17 protein-coding genes are annotated in these 19,688 nt (G+C 63.8%); 10 read left to right on the forward strand and 7 right to left on the reverse strand.

All coding sequences use genetic code 11. From position 1 onward, the window contains the following. Positions 1-81: 81 nt before the first annotated feature. Both WH265_RS14815 and WH265_RS14820 read right to left on the reverse strand, forming a co-directional pair. The gene (locus tag WH265_RS14815) at positions 82-1,443 is read right to left on the reverse strand and encodes a heavy metal sensor histidine kinase (RefSeq protein WP_339558775.1); all 1,362 of its coding nucleotides are present in this window, start codon (positions 1,441-1,443) and stop codon (positions 82-84) included. Beyond that, positions 1,440-2,129, reverse strand: a complete 690-nt coding sequence (locus WH265_RS14820; protein WP_027010427.1) for a heavy metal response regulator transcription factor — start codon at positions 2,127-2,129, stop codon at positions 1,440-1,442. The genes WH265_RS14815 and WH265_RS14820 overlap by 4 nt, the downstream gene beginning before the upstream one ends. A 210-nt stretch (positions 2,130-2,339) precedes the next feature. On the opposite strand from WH265_RS14820, the gene WH265_RS14825 reads away from it, so the two are divergent. The 4 genes from WH265_RS14825 to WH265_RS14840 all read left to right on the forward strand — a co-directional run bounded on the left by WH265_RS14825 (position 2,340) and on the right by WH265_RS14840 (position 8,816). Then, positions 2,340-3,698 (forward strand): TolC family protein, encoded by a 1,359-nt coding sequence (locus WH265_RS14825; protein WP_339558776.1) that lies wholly within the window; start codon positions 2,340-2,342, stop codon positions 3,696-3,698. A 4-nt stretch (positions 3,699-3,702) separates the two neighbouring features. After that, positions 3,703-5,082, forward strand: a complete 1,380-nt coding sequence (locus WH265_RS14830; RefSeq protein WP_339558777.1) for an efflux RND transporter periplasmic adaptor subunit — start codon at positions 3,703-3,705, stop codon at positions 5,080-5,082. A 12-nt stretch (positions 5,083-5,094) separates the two neighbouring features. Further along, the gene (locus WH265_RS14835; protein ID WP_339558778.1) at positions 5,095-8,274 is read left to right on the forward strand and encodes an efflux RND transporter permease subunit; all 3,180 of its coding nucleotides are present in this window, start codon (positions 5,095-5,097) and stop codon (positions 8,272-8,274) included. A 197-nt stretch (positions 8,275-8,471) separates the two neighbouring features. Beyond that, positions 8,472-8,816, forward strand: coding sequence for a DUF4148 domain-containing protein (locus WH265_RS14840; RefSeq protein ID WP_312987821.1), 345 nt, complete (start codon positions 8,472-8,474; stop codon positions 8,814-8,816). A 74-nt stretch (positions 8,817-8,890) separates the two neighbouring features. Here the strand turns inward: WH265_RS14840 and cadR are convergent, their stop codons facing one another. Beyond that, complete coding sequence (cadR, locus tag WH265_RS14845) at positions 8,891-9,325, reverse strand: Cd(II)/Pb(II)-responsive transcriptional regulator (RefSeq protein ID WP_339558779.1); 435 nt, start codon at positions 9,323-9,325, stop codon at positions 8,891-8,893. A gap of 95 nt (positions 9,326-9,420) precedes the next feature. On the opposite strand from cadR, the gene WH265_RS14850 reads away from it, so the two are divergent. After that, the gene (locus WH265_RS14850; RefSeq protein ID WP_445228532.1) at positions 9,421-11,853 is read left to right on the forward strand and encodes a heavy metal translocating P-type ATPase; all 2,433 of its coding nucleotides are present in this window, start codon (positions 9,421-9,423) and stop codon (positions 11,851-11,853) included. A gap of 111 nt (positions 11,854-11,964) precedes the next feature. On the opposite strand, the gene WH265_RS14855 is transcribed toward WH265_RS14850, so the two are convergent. Continuing rightward, a complete protein-coding gene (locus tag WH265_RS14855; protein WP_339558780.1) occupies positions 11,965-13,035 on the reverse strand; it encodes a tetratricopeptide repeat protein in 1,071 nt (356 codons plus the stop codon). A 215-nt stretch (positions 13,036-13,250) separates the two neighbouring features. Between WH265_RS14855 and WH265_RS14860 the strand changes: the two genes are divergently transcribed. The 4 genes from WH265_RS14860 to WH265_RS14875 all read left to right on the forward strand — a co-directional run bounded on the left by WH265_RS14860 (position 13,251) and on the right by WH265_RS14875 (position 15,935). Continuing rightward, positions 13,251-14,045, forward strand: coding sequence for a class I SAM-dependent methyltransferase (locus tag WH265_RS14860; protein ID WP_339558781.1), 795 nt, complete (start codon positions 13,251-13,253; stop codon positions 14,043-14,045). Positions 14,046-14,132: 87 nt separating this feature from the next. Continuing rightward, entirely contained in the window at positions 14,133-14,540 is a 408-nt protein-coding gene (locus tag WH265_RS14865; protein WP_339534764.1) for a hypothetical protein, read from the forward strand. 347 nt (positions 14,541-14,887) lie between these two features. Further along, complete coding sequence (locus tag WH265_RS14870; RefSeq protein WP_339516347.1) at positions 14,888-15,328, forward strand: hypothetical protein; 441 nt, start codon at positions 14,888-14,890, stop codon at positions 15,326-15,328. A gap of 97 nt (positions 15,329-15,425) precedes the next feature. After that, entirely contained in the window at positions 15,426-15,935 is a 510-nt protein-coding gene (locus WH265_RS14875) for a DUF2199 domain-containing protein (RefSeq protein WP_339558782.1), read from the forward strand. 310 nt (positions 15,936-16,245) lie between these two features. On the opposite strand, the gene WH265_RS14880 is transcribed toward WH265_RS14875, so the two are convergent. After that, positions 16,246-16,755: a DUF1993 domain-containing protein gene (locus tag WH265_RS14880; protein ID WP_339558783.1), complete on the reverse strand. Its 510-nt coding sequence runs from the start codon at positions 16,753-16,755 to the stop codon at positions 16,246-16,248. Positions 16,756-16,953: 198 nt separating this feature from the next. Beyond that, on the reverse strand, positions 16,954-18,228 hold the full coding sequence (locus tag WH265_RS14885; RefSeq protein ID WP_339558784.1) for a beta-ketoacyl-[acyl-carrier-protein] synthase II: 1,275 nt from the start codon (positions 18,226-18,228) through the stop codon (positions 16,954-16,956). A gap of 106 nt (positions 18,229-18,334) precedes the next feature. On the opposite strand from WH265_RS14885, the gene WH265_RS14890 reads away from it, so the two are divergent. Beyond that, positions 18,335-18,940, forward strand: a complete 606-nt coding sequence (locus tag WH265_RS14890) for a TetR/AcrR family transcriptional regulator (RefSeq protein WP_339558785.1) — start codon at positions 18,335-18,337, stop codon at positions 18,938-18,940. A 451-nt stretch (positions 18,941-19,391) separates the two neighbouring features. On the opposite strand, the gene WH265_RS14895 is transcribed toward WH265_RS14890, so the two are convergent. Next, on the reverse strand, positions 19,392-19,634 hold the full coding sequence (locus tag WH265_RS14895) for a hypothetical protein (protein ID WP_339558786.1): 243 nt from the start codon (positions 19,632-19,634) through the stop codon (positions 19,392-19,394). Between the last annotated feature and the right edge of the window lie 54 nt (positions 19,635-19,688).

The raw sequence follows: 19,688 nt of genomic DNA on the forward strand, positions 1-19,688 counted from the left end.
ATGTGCAAAGCATGCTGCCTGGTGGCAAGCCATGGGGATGGCGGTTGGCGAACGCGCTGTGTGGCTAGAAGCAGCGCGCCGTCACAGGACGGGCGCCACCGGCAGAATCAGCCCAAACGTCGTCTCGCCGCCCTGCGACTGGGCAAACACCGAGCCACCATGCATCTTGGCGATGGCTTTGACAATGGCCAGGCCCAGGCCATGGTGGCGCTCGGCGTTGTGGCGCGAGGCATCGGCGCGGTAGAAGCGGTCAAACAGGTGGCGCAGGTGTTCGGGCGCAATGTCGGGTCCGGTGTTGGTCACGGAGATGACCGCATGGGCATGCTCGTGCTGCCAGCGCGTGCGAATGTCGATACGGATCGCAGAGCCTGCCAGCGCATAGCGGGTGGCATTGCTCAGCAGGTTGGACAGTGCGCGCCGCACCAGCGGCGCATCGACCTGGGCCTGCGCGTCGCCCAGCACTTCCAGGCGCAGGTCGGCATCGAGCGCGACGGCCTCATAGAACTCCACCACATCCTGGGCCACGGCGGCCAGGCTGACGACCCCGGTCTCGCGCGCGCCCACGCCCTGGTCGGCACGCGAGAGAAACAGCATGTCGCCCACCATCGCGGCGATGCGGCGCAGGTCCTCCAGGTTGGACTCCAGCACATCGCGCAGCTCATCCACCGAGCGGGGCTTGCGCAAGACCACTTCGGTGCTGCTGATCAAGGTGGCCAGCGGCGTGTTGAGCTCGTGCGCCACATCGGCGTTGAAGGCTTCGAGCTGGCGGTAGGCATCGGCCAGGCGGTCGAGCAGGGCATTGAACTGCGTGACGATGGGCTGCAGCTCCTGGGGCAGGCCGCTGCCGTCGAGTCGGCGCTCAAAATCGCGGGCCGACAGCAGGCTGATCTGCGAGACCAGCGAGGCGATGGGCTGCAGGCTGCGCTGCACCAGCAGGCCGCCAAACAGCGCCAGCAGCAAGGAGCCGGCGACCATGGCCGCAAACAAGGTCCAGCCCAGGCCGCGCAGCAAGGCCTCGTCGGGGCGCAGGTCCATCACCAAGGTGGCGGTGGCGGCGCGCGCCTGGTGGTACTGGGGCGCGGTGATGCCGACGGCAAAACTGCGCTGCATGGTGTGGTGGCCGCTCCAGTCGGGCGGGATGCTGTCGAACAGCACATGGCCCTGGTTGTCCACCACGCGGATCGCATAGTCGCCGTGGCCGGCCAGAAAATCGGTCAGCAGGTGGTCCAGCGCCTTGTCGCGGTGGGCCGTGCTGTCATCGCGCAGCACATGCATCAGCGACTGCTGCTTTTGGTCCAGCATCTCCTTTTGGCGGGCTGACAAGGTGTTGTCGAACACCAGAAACACCACCAGGCTGACGGCGCCCAGGCCCAGCATCGACAGCAGCGCCATCCAGCGCGAGAGCCGGCGCCCCAGGTGCGGTACGGCGGTAGTCGGGGTCATGGCTGGGCCCGGCTCTCCAGCACATAGCCCATGCCGCGCACGGTGTGGATCAAGGGCGCGGCAAAAGGCTGGTCCACCTTCATGCGCAGGCGCCGCACGGCCACTTCGACCACATTGGTCTCGCTGTCAAAGTTCATGTCCCAGACCTGCGAGGCCAGCTCGGTGCGCGAGAGCACCTCGCCCTGGCGGCGCAGCAGCAAGGCGAGCAGGTTGAACTCCTTGGCCGTCAGATCGAGCCGCACACCGGCGCGCACGGCCTTGCGGCGGATCAGGTCCAGCTCCAGATCGGCCTGGCGCAGCACCGTGGGCTCGGGCGACGCCGGGTGGGCCTGCGCACGGCGCAGCAGCACCTGGATGCGGGCCACCAGCTCGGAAAACGCAAAAGGCTTGATCAGGTAGTCATCGGCGCCGCTTTGCAGGCCGCGCACCCGGTCTTGCACATCGCTGCGGGCCGTCAGCATCAGCACCGGGGTGGATTTGGCCTGGCGCAATGCCGCCAGCACTGCAAAACCGTCGATGCCCGGCAGCATGCCGTCGAGCACGACCAGGTCGTAGTCCAGCTCCATGGCCAGGTGCAGGCCATCGATGCCGTTGGTGGCGACATCGACCGTATAGCTCTCCTCGGCCAGACCTTTGCGAAGGTACTCGCCGAGCTTGGCTTCGTCTTCAATCAGCAGCAGTCTCATGGCTGCCATTGTCCCTGATGGTGCGCGCGGGCATGGATTACAAATTTGTCATGTTCCCGTCGGCCTGGTGTTCGTTGCCGCTTTCTACAGTCGCTGGCATCGCATAGGGATACCGCCTGCAACTGGGGCCTGCGGTGCGGGCCGCCGCTGGCGGGCCCTGCGCTGCCAAGGCCAGGTTGCGCGCGGTCTGCCACCACAGGAGAAGCCACCATGACCACCCCGCAGCCAGTCCCCACCCGGGCCGGCATCCATCCCCCTCACACACCAGGCCATCGAGGCCCGGCATGGCCAGCCTGGCTGCTGAGCGCCGCGCTGGCCAGCGCCTGGCTGCCCCAGGCCCAGGCCCAGGCACCCGCCCAAGGCCTGGAGCGAGCCACGGCCTCTGCGCCGGCGCAGGCCAACCCGGCGATCACGCTGGCCGCCGCCTGGGACAAGGCCCTGGCGGCCAACCCCGGTTTGCAGGCGGCCCGCCATGGCGCAGCTGCCGCCGAAGGCCTGGTGGTGCAAAGCCAGGCGCGTCCCAACCCGGAGCTGGCTGTCAGCATCGAAGACACCCGCCGCGAGACGCGCACCCACACCGTGCAGATCAACCAGCTGATCGAGCTGGGCGGCAAGCGCGAGGCACGCATGCAGCTGGCTGATACCGAAAAGTCAGCGGCCGAAGCCGGTGTCGTGGCCGCACTGGCGGCCTTGCGCTACCAGCTGCAGATCCACTTCAATGAGCTGCTGCTGGCCCAGCAGCGGGTGGATTTTGCGACCCAGACCCATGCGCTGGCGACCCAGGCGCTGGATGCCGCCAACAAGCGCGTGCAGGCCGGCAAGGTGCCGCCGCTGGAGGCCAGCCGCGCCCAGGTGGCGCAGGCCAATGCGGCGATGGAGCTGGAGCAGGCGCGCTCATTGACCGGCGTGGCGCAGCACAACCTGGCCGCGCTCTGGGGCGGGCGCGGTACGGAGCTGGGGCTGGCCAGCGGCGACTTCTTGACCACCACGGCGGCCCCGACTGCCGAGCAGCTGGACCAGCGCCTCGATGAGGCGCCCGCCATGGTGCTGGCGCAGCGCGCGCTGGCGCAAAGCCAGGCCACATCGGCGCTGGAGCGTGCCAAACGCGTGCAGGACCCTACCGTGACCCTGGGCGTCAAGCGCGCGCAGGATGTGGGGCGCAACCAGGTGTTTGTTGGCGTCAGCATCCCCTTGCCACTGTTTGACCGCAACGCCGGCAACCAGCTGCAGGCGCTGCGCAAGGTGGACCAGGCCGAGCAGCAGCTGCAGGACCAGCGCCTGCAGCTGCAGGCCCAGGTGTTCGCCGCCCGCCAGCAGTGGCTCAGCAGCAACCAGCAGGTGGCGCTGCTGCAAAGCCAGGTGATCCCCACGGCGCAGTCGGCCTATGACCTGGCGGTGCGTGGCTTCTCGCTGGGCAAGTTCAGCTTTCTGGATGTGCTCGACGCCCAGCGCAGCCTGTTTGACAGCCAGCGCCAACTGCTGGACCAGCTGATGGCCTCGCACCGCGCCCGTGCGGAGATTGAACGCATCTTTGGCACGCCAGCGCTGGCGGCCGCTACAGGAACCTGAACCCATGTCCGAGAAAACCCCATTCGATACCTCGCTCCGCTCCTCCAAACAGTGGATCGCCGCGGCGGTGATGGCCGCTGCCGGTGTGGCCGGCGGCGCCTATTTGTTGCGCGGCCCCGGCGCGGCGGCTGCAGCGCCCGCTGCAGCGGCAGCAGGCCATGGCGATGCGCCATCCCACCAGGATGGCGAGCACCATGGCGCAGCTGCTGCCAAGACCGGTGCCAAAGCGGGCGCCGATGCGCACCAGGAAGCCGACCAGCATGGCGATGGTGAACACCATGCCGACAAAACCGAGGCCAGCAGCAAGGATGCGCACGGCGCTGCCGCTGGCGGCCATGCCGAAGGCGACGAAGCGGGCGAGGGCCTCGTCAAGCTGAGCGCAGCGCAGGCCAAGGCGGCCGGCGTGGTGGTGGAGCAGGCGGGGCCGGCGTCCATCCAAAAGCAGGTATTGCTGCCCGGCGAGATCCGCTTTGACGAAGACCGCACCGCGCACGTGGTGCCGCGCGTAGCGGGTGTCGTGGCCTCCGTCCACGCCCAGCTGGGCGAGCAGGTGGCCAAGGGGCAGTTGCTGGCCGTCATCCAAAGCCCGGCAGTGTCGGACCAGCGCAGCGAGCTGCAAACGGCGCAAAGGCGGCTGTCTTTTGCCCAGAGCAACTACGCGCGCGAGAAGCAGCTGTGGCAGGAGCGGATATCTGCTGAGCAGGACTACCAGGGGGCTCGGCAAGCGCTGCAGGAGGCAGAAATCGCCGTGGCCAATGCTGCGCAAAAGCTGTCCGCCATTGGCGCGGGCGCGGGCGTATCCAGCCGCTATGAGCTGCGCGCGCCGCTGGCCGGCATGGTGGTGGAGAAGCACCTGACCGTCGGCGAATCGGTGACCGACAGCACGGCCTCGTTCACCGTGTCGGACCTGCGCTCGGTCTGGGCGGAGATCAGCGTGGCCGCGCCGCAATTGCCCGATGTGCGCATGGGCGCGCCGGTCGTCGTGCGTGCCACGGCGTTTGACTCCGAGGCCGAGGGCCGGATTGCCTATGTGGGAGCGCTGATTGGCGCGCAAACCCGCACGGCACCGGCGCGCGTGGCGCTGGCCAACCCGCAAGGCGTGTGGCGGCCTGGCCTGTTTGTGGATGTGGAAGTGCTCGCATCTGAATCGCCCGTCCCCATTGCGGTGGACGCCAAAGCCATCCAGCGGCCCGATGGCAAGGAGAGCGTGGTGTTTGTGCCGGCCGAGGGCGGCTACAAGGCCCAGCTGGTGCAGTTGGGCGCCAGCGACGGCAAGACCACCCAGGTGCTGGCGGGCCTGCAGGCGGGGCAGGCCTATGTCCGGGAGGGCTCCTTCCTGTTGCGGGCCGAGCTGGGCAAGGCCTCTGCCGAGCACGCGCATTGATCGGGAGTCTGCATGTTTGAACGCATCATCCGTTTTTCCATCGAACAGCGCTGGCTGGTCATCCTGGCGGTGTTCGCCATGGCTGCGCTGGGCGTATTCAGCTACCAGCGCCTGTCCATCGATGCCGTGCCCGACATCACCAATGTGCAGGTCCAGATCAACACCCAGGCGCCGGGCTACTCGCCGCTGGAGACCGAGCAGCGCATCACCTACCCCATCGAGACCGTGATGGCCGGCCTGCCGCATCTGGAGCAGACCCGTTCGCTGTCACGCTACGGGCTGTCGCAGGTGACGGTCATCTTCAAGGACGGCACCGACATCTACTTTGCCCGCCAGCTGGTCAATGAGCGCATCCAGGAAGCGCGTGAGAAGCTGCCGCCCGGTATTGCGCCGAGCATCGGCCCCATTTCCACCGGCCTGGGCGAAATCTACCTGTGGACGGTGGAGGCGGAAGATAGCGCCAAAAAGCCGGATGGCACGCCCTACACCCCCATGGACCTGCGCGAGATCCAGGACTGGGTCATCAAGCCCCAGCTGCGCAATGTGCCCGGCGTGACCGAGATCAACTCCATTGGCGGCTTTGCCAAGGAGTACCTGGTGGCGCCCCGGCCGGACAAGCTCGCGTCCTATGGCATCTCGATGGACAAGCTGGTCGCAGCACTGCAGAGCAACAACACCAATGTGGGGGCGGGCTATATCGAGCGCGAAGGCGAGCAGTACCTGATCCGCGCGCCCGGCCAGGTCAAGGGCATTGCGGACATCCAGGAAGTGATTGTGGGCAGCACCCAAGGCCAGCCCGTGCGCGTGCGCGACCTGGCCGAGGTGAGCCTGGGCCGCGAGCTGCGCACGGGCGCTGCCACCGACAACGGCCGCGAGGTGGTGCTGGGCACCGTGTTCATGCTGATCGGGGAGAACAGCCGCATCGTCTCCAAGGCGGTGGATGCGCGCATGGAGTCGATCCGCAAGACCTTGCCCGAAGGCGTGAAAATCGTGACCGTCTACGACCGCACCACCTTGGTGGAAAAAGCCATTGCGACGGTAAAGAAAAACCTGGTCGAAGGCGCGGCGCTGGTGGTGGTGGTGCTGTTTCTTTTTCTGGGCAATATCCGCGCTGCGCTGATCACGGCGCTGATCATTCCGCTATCGATGCTGTTCACCTTTACGGGCATGGTGAAGTGGGGCATCAGCGCCAACCTGATGAGCCTGGGCGCGCTGGATTTTGGCATCATCATCGACGGGGCGGTGGTGATTGTGGAGAACTGCGTGCGGCGCCTGGCGCATGCGCAGGAGCGCAAGGGCAGCCCGCTGTCGCGCAGCGAGCGCTTCCATGAGGTGTTTGCCGCCGCCAAGGAATCTCGCCGTCCGCTGCTGTTTGGCCAGCTGATCATCATGGTGGTCTATCTGCCGATCTTTGCGCTGACGGGGGTGGAGGGCAAGATGTTCCACCCCATGGCCTTGACCGTGGTGCTGGCCTTGGTGGGCGCGATGGTTCTGTCCATCACCTTTATCCCGGCGGCCATTGCCCTGTTCATCGGCAGCAAGGTGGGCGAGAAGGAAAACCGCCTGATGACCTGGGCGCGCCAGGCCTACGAGCCCTTGCTGGCGCGGGTGATGCGCATGCCGGTGGTGGTGCTGACGGCGGCTGTCGTTTCGGTGGCCCTGAGCCTGCTGCTGGCCTCGCGCCTGGGCAGCGAGTTTGCGCCCAACCTCAACGAGGGCGACTTTGCGATCCAGGCGCTGCGGGTGCCGGGCACGAGCCTCACGCAATCGCTGGAGATGCAGATGCAGATCGAGCGCGCGCTCAAGGACCAGGTGCCCGAGATCGAGCGCGTGTTTGCCCGCACCGGCACGGCCGAGATTGCCTCGGACCCGATGCCGCCCAATATCTCGGATGGCTACATCATGCTCAAGCCGCGTGCGCATTGGCCGGATCCGCAGCGCAGCCGCGAGGACCTGCTGGCCCAGGTGCAGGAGGTCGTCGAGGCGATACCGGGCAGCAACTACGAGTTCTCGCAGCCGATCCAGCTGCGCTTTAACGAGCTGATCTCGGGCGTGCGCAGCGATGTGGCGGTCAAGGTGTTTGGCGATGACATGCAGGTGCTCGAACGCACTGCCCAATCGATTGCCGCCATGCTGCAGAAGGTGCCCGGCGCCTCCGAGGTGAAGGTGGAGCAGACCACGGGCCTGCCGATGCTCACCGTGCAGGTGGACCGGGAAAAGGCATCGCGCTATGGCCTGAACATGGGCGATGTGCAGCAGACCATTGCCACGGCCGTGGGCGGCCAGGAGGCCGGCACGGTGTTTGAAGGCGACCGGCGCTTTGACATCCAGGTGCGCCTGCCCGAGGCGCTGCGCAGCGATCTGGCTGCGCTGGAGCGCCTGCCCATTGCGCTGCCGCAGCAGGAGGGCAGCCGCCTGGGCTTTGTGCCCTTGTCAGCGGTGGCCAGCTTTGCGCTGTCGCCCGGGCCCAACCAGGTCAGCCGTGAGGATGGCAAGCGCCGCATTGTGGTGAGCGCCAATGTGCGCGGCCGCGATATTGGCTCCTTTGTCGAGCAGGCGCAGCAGGACCTGGGCGCGATGGCACTGCCCAGCGGCTACTGGACGCGCTGGGGCGGCACCTTCGAGAACATGCAATCGGCCCAGCAGCGGCTGCAGATTGTGGTGCCTGTCGCGCTGCTGCTGGTGTTCACCTTGCTGTTTGCGATGTTCAACAACGTGCGCGACGGTCTGATCGTCTTTACCGGCATTCCGTTTGCGCTCACCGGCGGCATTCTGGCGCTGTGGCTGCGTGGTATTCCGCTGTCCATCTCGGCGGCGATTGGCTTCATCGCCCTGTCCGGCGTGGCCGTGCTGAACGGCCTGGTGATGATCTCGTCGATCCGCGCGCTGCGCGAGGGTGGGCTGGCCGTTCCCGATGCCGTGCACACCGGAGCGCTGTCGCGCCTGCGGCCCGTGCTGATGACGGCCCTGGTCGCCTCGCTGGGCTTTGTGCCGATGGCCATTGCGACGGGAACGGGTGCCGAGGTGCAGCGCCCCTTGGCCACCGTGGTGATTGGCGGCATCTTGTCGTCGACGGTGCTCACCTTGCTGGTGCTGCCGCTGCTCTACCGCCTGGTGCACCGGCACGATCCGTCGGAGGATGAGTTGGACGACAAAGAGGGCGCTGACAAGCCCGCTGCGCACCCGGCCTGAGCCTTCCAAACGCAGTGACAGCAAAGCCATGGCCCAGCCCGCCATGGCTTTGTTGTATCTGCTATTTAAGCGGCCTGCGCATTGCAGCAATGTCATCTTGCTGTGTGGCTTTGGTCAGCGTGTTTTTTCAACAATGGAGCCATCTCGAATGCAGTCGCAGCGAGAGTATTTTCACCCTCATGAAAGGCATTGCAACCATGCAAAAGACACGCACCTCCACCCTGTTGTCCCTGGCTTTCGCAGCCCTGTCGCTGGGCATGCTGGGCAACGCATCGGCCAGCGCCACCTTGCACTCGGCCCCGACGGAAAAGGGCTATGAGCTCTACCCCGAACATGCCCAGCCAGGCAAGAGCCGCGCGCAGGTGCAGGCGGAGACCATCGAGGCGCTGCAAAAGCGCGGCCCCAACGCCTTGCGCAGCAGCAACTACCCGCCCGCGCCTGTCGCTTCCGGCCCAGGCAAGACGCGCCAGCAGGTGATCGATGCCTACACCAGCGAGACGCCGGCGGAGAGAAAGGCGCGCTTGCAAATGTTCCGTGGCTAACTGCAGCCGGGCTCTAGAAGGTGGCGCAGTGCGCCACCTTTTTTTGCGCCCTCTGATCTCCCGCGAGCAGGCCTTTAGCGCACATGCAGATGCTGTTTGACCGCCGGGGTTGCCGGCGTCTCGGCCAGGCCGGCGAGGATGCCGCAGTGCTCCACATCCTGGGTGCCCCGGCAGCGGTCGCGCAGGGCGATCAGCTGGGCTTCCAGCCCGCGCAGCTCCTGGATGCGCAGGGCGACGTGGCCGATATGCGCTTCAAGCAGCTTGTCGACGGTTTCGGCGCAGTCCTGGGCCGGCTCGTCCTTGTAGCGCAGCAGCTCGCGCACTTCGTCCAGCGACATCTGCAGCCCCCGGCAGTTGCGGATGAACTGCAGGCGCTCCAGGTGCTGCTCTTCATAGATGCGGTAGTTGCTGGCGGTGCGCGTGGGCTGCGGCAGCAGGCCTTCGCGCTCGTAGTAGCGGATGGTTTCCACGGGCGTCGCCGAGGCCGTGGCCAGTTCACCGATTTTCATGTCATTGCCCTCATGTCCATACGGAGTCTAGCGATTTAGGCTTGACATTGTAGTTACTACAGGGTTTTTAATCGAAGCAACAGGGAGCACGCTCTATGACCCAAACGAATTCCAACCCCGTCACTGCCCATTCCGACACCGCGCAGCGCCATTCCCATGGCCATGCAGCGGCATCCTGCTGCGCCGGCAAAGACCAGCAGGCCGCCGCCGTGGCCGCCAAGGGGCACGGCCATACGTACGACCATGCGCACGACCACGGCCATAGCCACGACAAGGGTCACGATCACAGCCATGGTCATGACCATGCGCATTCGCATGCCCATGCCCCAGCAGCAACAGCTGCAGCGCATGCGCATAGCGACTGCTGCAGCCCCGACCTGGGCGCTGCCGCCCAGGCCAGCTCGGCCTTGAAGGCCGATGACGGCGCCTTGCTGCTGCGCATTCCCGCGATGGACTGCCCCGTGGAAGAGGGGCAGATTCGCCAGATCCTCGAAGGCGCGGCGGGCGTCAGGCTGCTGCAGTTTGACCTGCCTGCCCGCACCCTGCGGGTCGAAGCCGACCCGCAGCAATGGGCGGCAGTGACGGAGAAGATCCAGGCCGCAGGCTTTAGCACCGAAACGCTGTCGGCCCCGCCGGCTGCCGCCGATGTGCAGAAGGCGCAACGCCGGGAGCTCTACCGCCTGATTGCCGCGCTGGTGGTGGCAGCCACCGCCGAGCTGCTGCACCTGCTGACACCCGAGACCTCGGTCTGGCGCATGGTCGGCATGGCGGTCGCCGCACTGGCCATTGCGTTGTCGGGCCTGGGCGTGTTCAAAAAAGGCCTGTCGGCCTTGCTGCGCGGCCAGCTGGGTATCAATGCGCTGATGAGCGTGGCGGTGATCGGCGCCTTTGTGATTGGCCAGTGGCCCGAGGCGGCCATGGTGATGGCGCTGTACTCGCTGGCCGAGTTGATTGAGGCGCGCTCGGTGGACCGCGCGCGCAATGCGATTGCCCAGTTGCTGGCGCTGTCGCCCCCGCAGATCGAGACCAGGCAGGCCGATGGCAGCTGGCAGATCCAGGATGCCAAGACGGTGGCGGTCGGCACGCTGGCGCGGGTCAAGCCCGGCGAGCGTTTTGCTTTGGATGGCGTGGTGACCAGCGGCCAAAGCGCGGTGGACCAGTCCTCCGTCACCGGCGAGAGCATTCCGGTCGACAAAGCCCCGGGCGACCCGGTGTTTGCCGGCACCATCAACCAAAGCGGCTCGCTGGAGTTCGAGGTCAGCAAGCTGTCGACCGACACCGTGCTGGCCCGCATCATCCACGCGGTGGAGCAGGCCCAGGGCCAGCGCGCGCCCACGCAGCGTTTTGTGGACAGCTTTGCCCGCATCTACACCCCCGCTGTGTTTGTGCTGGCCGTGGCAGTCGCCGTGCTGCCGCCTCTGATGCTGGACTGGCCCTGGCTGACCGCCATTTACAAGGCCTTGGTGCTGCTGGTCATCGCCTGCCCTTGCGCGCTGGTGATCTCCACGCCAGTGACCGTTGTCAGCGGCCTGTCTGCTGCCGCCCGCCGGGGCATTCTGGTCAAGGGCGGCGCCTATCTGGAAGAGGCGCGCAAGCTGCGCGTCGTCGCCCTGGACAAGACCGGCACCATCACCGCCGGCACCCCTCAGCTGGTGCAGACCCGCATGCTGTCGACCAGCCCTGATGCCCCTCAGATCGAGCGCATTGCCAAGAGCCTGGCCGCGCGCTCGGACCACCCGGTATCGAAGGCGGTCGCCGCCGGTATCGATGGTGAGGCGCTGGAGGTGGGCAACTTTGCCGCCGAGCTGGGCCGTGGCGTCAAAGGCGATATCGGTGGCCACAGCTATGTGCTGGGCAACCACCGCTGGATCCATGAGCGCGGCCAGTGCTCTGCCGAGGTGGAGGCGCTGATGCTGGCGATGGAGGAGCAGGGCCAGACCGTCTCGGTGCTGGCCAGCGCGCAAGGCGTGCTGGGGCTGTTTGCGGTGGCCGACACCACCAAGGAATCGAGCAAGCAGGCGATTGCTGAATTGAAGGCCCTGGGCATCCGCACGGTGATGCTGACCGGCGACAACGAAGCCACCGCCCGCGCCATTGCCGCGCAAGTGGGCATTGACGAGGTCAAGGCCAACCTGCTGCCCGAGGACAAGCTCCAGGTCATCAACGGCCTGGTGGCCCAGCAGCCGACCGGCATGGTGGGTGACGGCGTCAACGACTCGCCCAGCCTGGCCGCCGCCTCGATCGGCTTCTCGATGGGCGGCGCCGGCACCGACATCGCCAAGGAGGCCGCCGACATCCTCATCATGAACGACGACCTGCGCCGCGTGCCCGAGACGGTGCTGCTGTCCAAGCGAACCTACGCCATCCTGTGGCAGAACATCATCTTCGCGCTGGGCATCAAGGCGGTGTTCTTTGCGCTGGCGGTGTTTGGCAATGCCTCGATGTGGATGGCGGTGTTTGCCGATATGGGGGCGAGTCTGCTGGTGGTGTTCAATGGGCTGCGGTTGCTGCGGGTGCCTAAAAAATAGGCTGTCGCACAGGGGCGCTTGAGCAAGCCCAGGCCCCGGTGGTTGCGCCATCGCAGGGTGCGAACTGAAAGAGGCACCGCAGCGCAACAAGCGCCGATGCCCCCGGTGTGGTCAGCGCGAACGTCCTGCCGCCGCCCAGGTAATCAGCTTGGCGATAGCCACAGCCGGCAGCACGATGAACACATAAGAGGTGGACCGCGCCAGGCGAGAGCCTTCAATGAGCCGAGCGATAGCAGGGCCATGGCGGTAATACCAGCGAATGAATGCCTTGCCAAACGCAGTGCGGACCAGCATGGTGTCCCGGAAAGACCGGAGGAATGTGACATTTGGGTGCTGTGCACTGCCCATGGTTGCAGTGATCACAAAGCAATACGAGGATTTTCTTTTTGGATAGGGAAGTTGGTAGCCTGGCTCCAGCGCTACGAGCTTCTCTGCATATAAATTGAAAATAACGCGCAGCTCTTTCTCGTAATCATCGTTGAGATGTTTGACGGTCGTGGCATTGCCATTGGCAGGATCTTTGAATTTGATGCCTGAAATATTGTCACTGCATATCTGGACAATATTTTTGAGGATTTGGGTGTCCTTGGGGTTGTAGCTGTGCGCGGTTTCGAGCAGCGAAATAATCTCTCGGCACAGCGTCAAATGACTGGCCCATGCGCCGTTGGCTGCGACAAGCCTTGCAATGATGCTGCTTGCCATTTGGTAATTGGTAGCGCCAACACTTGCCATGTCCCTTGCAGCTGCTGCTTTCATATCGGCGACCTTATCGGGGGGCGATAATTTAATGGCCTGTGCAATGGCAACCTGCATTTCTTTCAGGTGTTGAAAGCTCCCGTTGCCCATCGCGCCAGCGGCCTTCCCCTTGCCATACCAGGCATCCGCATTGCGAGGCTCTATCTCCAATACCTTGGTGTAATAGCCGTAGGCTTCTGAAAAATTTCTCGCCGCCAAAGCGACATGCGCCAGCTCCATAAAAGTGGATGCGCTGCCAGAAATCAATCGAATGGCTTGTCTCACGACGACATCGACACCACAGTACATGCATTTGACGATGTCGTGGTCATCGGGTACTTGGAGCTTTCCCGAGCAGGAAGGGCATAGGGCAGGCACAAATGGCATAAACTCTTTCGATATCTTCAAGTGTTCGAGGCAGCAGCGAGGAATCTGGAATTCCTCCAAATGGCTTATGCTCCGATCTTCGTCGCGGCGGACATTCAATCATTTCCCGCCCAATGCCGGAGTGGGTGCAAACTTCGGTTAGTTTTGCTTATAGGTAGAGAAGCAGCGCATTGGACCCCGGGCGCTGGATAGTCTACCGCTGGCTGGGCGGGCCCATGGCACGCGGACCATCCCGTATTTGGACCATGCATTCTGCCGAGATGCTGAAGAGCCCCATGACAGATCCCATCGACCTACTCACCCACAACCAAGCCGCCTGGAACCGCCAAGCCGCGCAAGGCTGCGCATGGTCGGCCCCGGTCAGCGCTGAAGCGATTGCAACCGCCCGCGCGGGCGACTGGAGTGCCGCCCGCCTCACGCCCGGGCCCTTGCCCACCGGATGGTTGGATAAGGTGCGTGGCCGGCGCATTCTGTGCCTGGCAGCGGGAGGCGGGCAGCAGGCCCCCATACTGGCAGCAGCGGGCGCCGATGTGACCGTGTTCGATTTCTCCGAAGGGCAGCTAGGCCAGGACCGCCAAGTCGCCGCCAGAGAGGGGCTGGAGCTGCGCTGTGTGCAGGGCGATATGCGTGACCTCTCCGTCTTTGCCGATGCCAGCTTTGACGTCATCTTCCACCCCATCTCCAACCTCTATATCCCCGATGTACGCCCGGTCTGGCGCGAATGCGCGCGCGTGCTGGCGCCGCGTGGCGAGCTGCTGTCTAGCTTTTGGAACCCGGTGGTCTTTGTCGCCGACCGCGACCCGGCCTTGACGGCCCAGGGGCTTGTGCGCCCCAACCGCCGGCTGCCCTTTTCCGACTTAGCGCACTTGTCTGCTGAAGACCTGGCCGCCAAGCGCGAGCGCGGCGAGGCCCTGGTGTTTGGCCATACGCTGGCAGACCAGATTGGCGGCCAGCTGGAGGCGGGCTTGGTGCTCACCGGCTTTCACGAAGACTGGCAGCCCCATCCGCGCTTTGTGGTGGAGAATGTGATTCCGACTTTTATTGCTACCAGGGCGTTGAAGCTCGGATGATCAATCATTCGCTTGCCACCTGCATCACAGGCCGATGCCTATTGACGTGTAGCTTGGTCAGCAGAAGCCACTTTGAGGAGCGACATGATGTCAGCAAACTCCGGGAAGCCCGTCTTTTACCCAAGCCAGATGGCTCGTGAAGCCCTCGCAACTCGGTTTGGGTTGCCATTTCACTACAGCATGCAGGATTGGGAATGGGAGGTTGCAGATGTGAAGCGCTTCGATGAGTTTTTTGAGGCCTATCGAGCAGAGGGCGTCACGGATGCGGAGCGATATTCCCTGATGGAGATCCTGATTCAGTGTGTCGAGGAAATGCCTTTGTCTTTGTTTGATTCCGCTTGGCAGCGTATTGAACTGTCCTTGTTAGCCAGACCTGAAATTCACGCTTCAACCATTTCATACTGGGCCTGCCTTGAAGACATTGGGCCGGAGGCGGAGTTTGAAGTTTCTAGGAACATGCGCCGGATATGGCGCATGATTTCTGACCAGATGTGAGACGCCCACCTGTCATAGAAGACCAGTGGTCTAAGCCGAGAGCTGCTTGAACACCAACGAAACAATCACCCCACCAAACCCATTGGGCATCGTGCCTTCAATCGCATGTACCGATAGACTGCCGCGAATGAAAACGAGCCCTTCAGCCCACGGGGTCAGGGTTGTCCAGGTTGAGGAGCTGCGGGGCCATCTGGTTGCGCAAGGCTGACACGATAAAGATCGCAGCGGTCCCGTCAGAGGCACCTAGCATATGGCAGGGGTCTGATCCGGTGGGGGTGTATGGATAGCGGTTATTGCGAGGTGGGGCTCCAAGCCATAAGCGCGCGAGGTCGATAGACTTGGCAGCCATGCGCCTTCCGACTTTTGAAGAAATCAACATCCATGATTCGCTGGATGAGCGTTTTGCCGCCCAGATGTTCTTGGGGAAGAGCATTGCCGAGGCCGTCGAGATGTTTCGGGCGCATTCCATGCCATGCGCTGAAGCGCTCGCCGATATGGGGCCGCAAGCACGTGTTTTTTATTTGGCGGCCTACCTGCAGTATCTGGCCTCGGAGGACTCTAGAGGTGATACCGATGCGGCCGCTGGTTTGACCCGTGTTGCACAGGAAGTCATGGGGTCAGGCATGGACAGCGGGGAGATTCAAAAACAGCTTCTGGCAGCACTTGAAAGAATTCATTCCCAGTTTGCAAGATATGCCCCTGATCGGCTGACACAGCGCATCTACCACCAGGTGCCCGCAGATGTTCGGCGGACCATTCGTATGCTGCGCTTGCGCATGGATACTTAGCTGCCCATTTTGTATGGCTGTCGTTTGTTGTAGTCGATGGACGAGCCTCATCAGTTGCTTTTTCCACCCCTTGGCTTTTGAAGCATGGAGACGGATGATGTCCTTTGAATTTTTATGCGCCTCATGCGGTGAGGTGCACCAGGGGATGCCTTCCTTTGGCGTACTCACCCCGTTCAGTTATGACGATATACCGCCCAATGAGCGCGCGACGCGCTGCACACTCTCAACAGATACCTGCACTGTTGATGGCAGATTCTTTTTTGTCCGTGCGTGCCTTGAGATTCCTGTTCAAGGGGAGCCCGAGCCTTTTTCCTGGGGGGTTTGGGTATCGCTCAGTGCCGAGAGCTACAACCAATGGCTTGAATTTGAGTTCATTGATAAACGCTCGCATATTGGACCATTCTTTGGATGGCTCAACACAGACTTGATGCCCTATCCAGACACATTGAACCTCAAGACGCGGGTGCATCTTCGCGATGACGGGATTCGGCCTTTTATTGAGCTGGAGCCCACCGAACACCCGCTTGCCATCGAACAGCGGCAAGGCATTTCGGTGGACCGTGTCGCAGAACTGTATGCAATGGTGATGCACGATCCGTCGTCATGACCTGACAGGGCTGACGGCCGCGATGGCCACTCGTACATGCCATCTTCTGCGCATCCCAAGGCACCCATAACAGGTCCCATTGACCTTCTTGCCCGTAGCCTAAGCCGCCTGAATCCGCCAGGTCGCGCAAGGCTGCGCATGATGGGCCTTGGTCAGTGCAGAAAGGATTGCAACCGCCCGCGCTGGCAACCAGAGTGCCGCCCGCCTCAGGCCATGGCCATTGCCTGTTGGGTATCCAGGGCATGTGCGCGATCGGCGCAACGATGCCCTAGTGCCATCGAGCAACCGTAACCGAGCGGCGCCGCGCAGGTTAATACGCACCCATATAGTCGCGCTTGCCCACCTCCACACCGTTGTGGCGCAGGATGGCATAGGCGGTGGTCACATGGAAGAAAAACTGCGGCAGACCATAGTGCAGAAGGTAGGCGCTGGCGGTCAGCTTCTTTTCCTTGGGCGTGCCGGGGCGCAATACGATGTCGCGGCTTTCGCTGAGATCAAATTGCGCGGCAGGGAAGGATGCGAGATGCGCCAGCGCCTTGGCGATCAAGGCTTGAAGGTCAGCGAAGCTGGTCTCCGTGTCGGGCCAGGAGGGCACTTCAGCACCCGCCAGGCGCGAAGCAATGCCCTTGGAGAAGTCAGAGGCGATCTGCACCTGACGGACGAGCGGAAACATGTCGGGAAACAGCCGCGCCTGCAGCAGCGCATTGGGGTCGATATTGCGTTGCGCCGCATGGTCTTCGGCCTTCCTGAGCACATCGGACAGGGCACGCAACATCTGCTGCATGACGGGAATGGAGGCGGTGTACAGCGGGCTGGTCATAGGGGGTTCACTTTTTAGAAGGGGCGCGATGGCCGAGGTGGGGCTGGCAGGGATCCTGCTGGCCATGGAAGGCTAACAGCAAAAGAACAAAGCATCATGCGTGGTGCCGTTACAGGCTTGCGGGTCGCGCGTTGCATGTGTGAAAAATGTGATGGTGAATGCCGAGTTGTCTGACTCTCCTTGGCATGGCTGAAGCGCTTATGAACCCCCAAATCGCTTCAGCACCAACGAAGCATTTACCCCGCCAAAGCCAAACCCATTGAGCATGGCATGTTCGATTGCATGCGCCCGTGCACTGCCGCGAACCAGATCCAGCCCTTCGGCCAGGGGGTCGGGGTTGTCCAGGTTGAGGATTGGTGGCGCGATCTGGTCGCGCAGGGCCAACACGCTAAACACCGCAGCAGCCCCGCCAGCAGCGCCCAGCATATGGCCCAGGGCCGACTTGGTGGCGGTGATGGATGGGCCCGTGCTGGCACCAAACACCTGGCGGATGGCGGCGAGTTCGCCGCGGTCGCCCACCGGGGTGGAGGTGGCATGGGCATTGAGGTGCTGGATATCGCCGGGCTGCAGCTGCGCCTGGCGCAAGGCGGCGCGCATGGAGCGGGCGGCGCCCGATCCGTCCTCGGGGCCGGAGGTGACATGGTAGGCATCGGCCGAGGTGCCATAACCGATGACTTCGGCCAGCGGTATGGCGCCACGCGCCAAGGCGTGGTCCAAGGCCTCCAGCACCAGCAGGCCTGCGCCTTCGGCCATCACAAAGCCTTCGCGCGCCATGTCAAAAGGCCGGGACACCTGGCCGGGATGGTCCTCGCCTCCGGTGGCGACGGCCTTGGCTGCTGCAAAGCTGCCCAGCGCCACCCGGTCAATGGTGGCCTCGCTGCCGCCGCACAGCGCCATGTCCGCCTCGTTGTTACGAATCAAGCGTGCCGCATCGCCAATCGCCTGGATGCTGGCGGCGCAGGCCGTTACGGGTGCGCCCAGCGGGCCCTTGAGCTGGTGGCGGATGGAGACCTGGCCGGCAGCCAGATTGGCCAGAAAGGCCGGCACGGTGAAGGGCGAGAGGCGCTGCGGCCCCTTGCCATCGGTGGTGCGTACTGCGTCGGTAATGGTGCTGAAGCCCCCCACGCCTGAGCCGATGATGGTGGCTGCACGCTCTTGCTGCTCGGCGCTGGCTTGGGTCCACTGCGCATGCGCCAGCGCCTGGTCTGCGGCGCCCAGCGCAAAGGCGATAAAGCGGTCCATGCGGCGCAGCTCCTTGGCGGCAATGAGGGCCTCGGCGCTCCAGCCGGCTTGCGGGTCTTCTTCCAAACTGGGTACGCGGCCAGCGACCGTGACGCCGGTGCCTTCACCCACCTCCGTGGCCAGTGCGCGCACGCCCGATTGGCCCGCCAGCAAGCGCTGCCAGGCCAGCTCCACATTGCAACCCAGGGGTGACACCAGGCCCAGCCCGGTGATGACGACGCGACGATCCATATGGCAGCTTTCGCGGTTGGACGCCATCGCGGAAAAACGGGCGCCCAGCCTTATTGATGATGGTCGTCATCATAAATGAGTTTTGATGATGGGTATCATCTAACGCATGAAAGTCAGCAAAGCACAAGCGGCCGAGCACCGCGAAGGCATCGTCGATGCCGCTGCACGCCTCTACCGGGAAAAAGGCCTGGAGGGCGTGGGCGTGGCCGAGATCACGCGCGACGCGGGCCTGACGCATGGCGGGCTCTACCGGCACTTTGCGTCCAAGGATGCCCTGGCCAGAGAGGCCTGCCTGCGCGCCTTTGACTGGACCATCACGCCGCTGGAGGGCCTGGACAGTGCTGATGCCGATCACGACCCCGCTGTCCGGCTGCGCGCCTTGGTGCATGGCTACCTGTCGGCCAGCCACCGCGACCGTCCCGGCGACGGCTGCCCCGCAGCCGCCTTGGCCACCGATGCAGCCCGCGCCGGGCCGGAAATGTCCGAGGTATTTGCGCTGGGGGTGGAGCGCAATATCCAGCGCTTTATGGCCGTGTTACCCGATGACCGTGCGGACAGGCGCAGCCAGACCATCGTGGCGCTGAGCAGCATGGTCGGCGCCCTGGTGCTGGCCCGCGCCACGGCGGCGGGCAATCCGGGGCTGTCGGAGGAGATCTTGGCTACTTTGCGGGAGCAGTTGGCGCCGGCGATGGAGCGAGATGGGCCGATGTGAGGATGGTCAGCGCTTCTTCTTGGTCTTGTGGAAAATTCTCTGCCAAGCCAGCATCGCGAGAACCAGACTGATACTGGGATCGAGTAGCAAGGGCACCCACGCGTAAGCTTGCATTGATCCTCCTGGATAGCAATACATTGCAACGCTGGCAGATAGTCCGCATATCCACGGGGGGGCGAAGCTGAATCCTTTTTTGTGGAGCTGGGCCTGGATAAGTGAAGCCCAATTAAGCAGTAGGACCAAGGCGCAGCCGGCAATGAGTGCAAGAGTTCCAATTTGAGAGATTGTCATTGCTCACTTGGTATAAGGCGGGGCGTTTGAGCTTGATTGGATATGAATGCTACAGCGTGATGGCCAGGGCGATCTTTCCCGCTTCAAATACAGCTCCAGCCATTCCACAAAGGCATTGGCGCACTGGTTCAAGCTGCTGTAAATCCTGTGCTGGCGCCACTCACTCCGGCGCCCCAAAGGCCCCTTCGCGCGACAGCCCATAGCCGGCGATAAAGAACTCGTAGCTCAGCCCCGTATTCACATCCGTCGCAGTCTCGATGCCAATCGTCTCCAGCGCGCCCTCCAGGATCTGCGCCTGCTTCAAGGGCTTGGCATCGATCTGCTGGGCGACGATATAGCTCCCATCCGCTGCCCGAAAAACCACATCGCCCTGGGGCGTCACTGCTTCAATCACATTCTGCATCGCTGGCTCCAAATCCATAACGGCCGGGCACGGTGGCCCAGCACCTGATGGGAG

This window comes from Comamonas sp. MYb396, assembly GCF_037479555.1.
Classification (GTDB): Bacteria; Pseudomonadota; Gammaproteobacteria; order Burkholderiales; family Burkholderiaceae_C; genus Comamonas.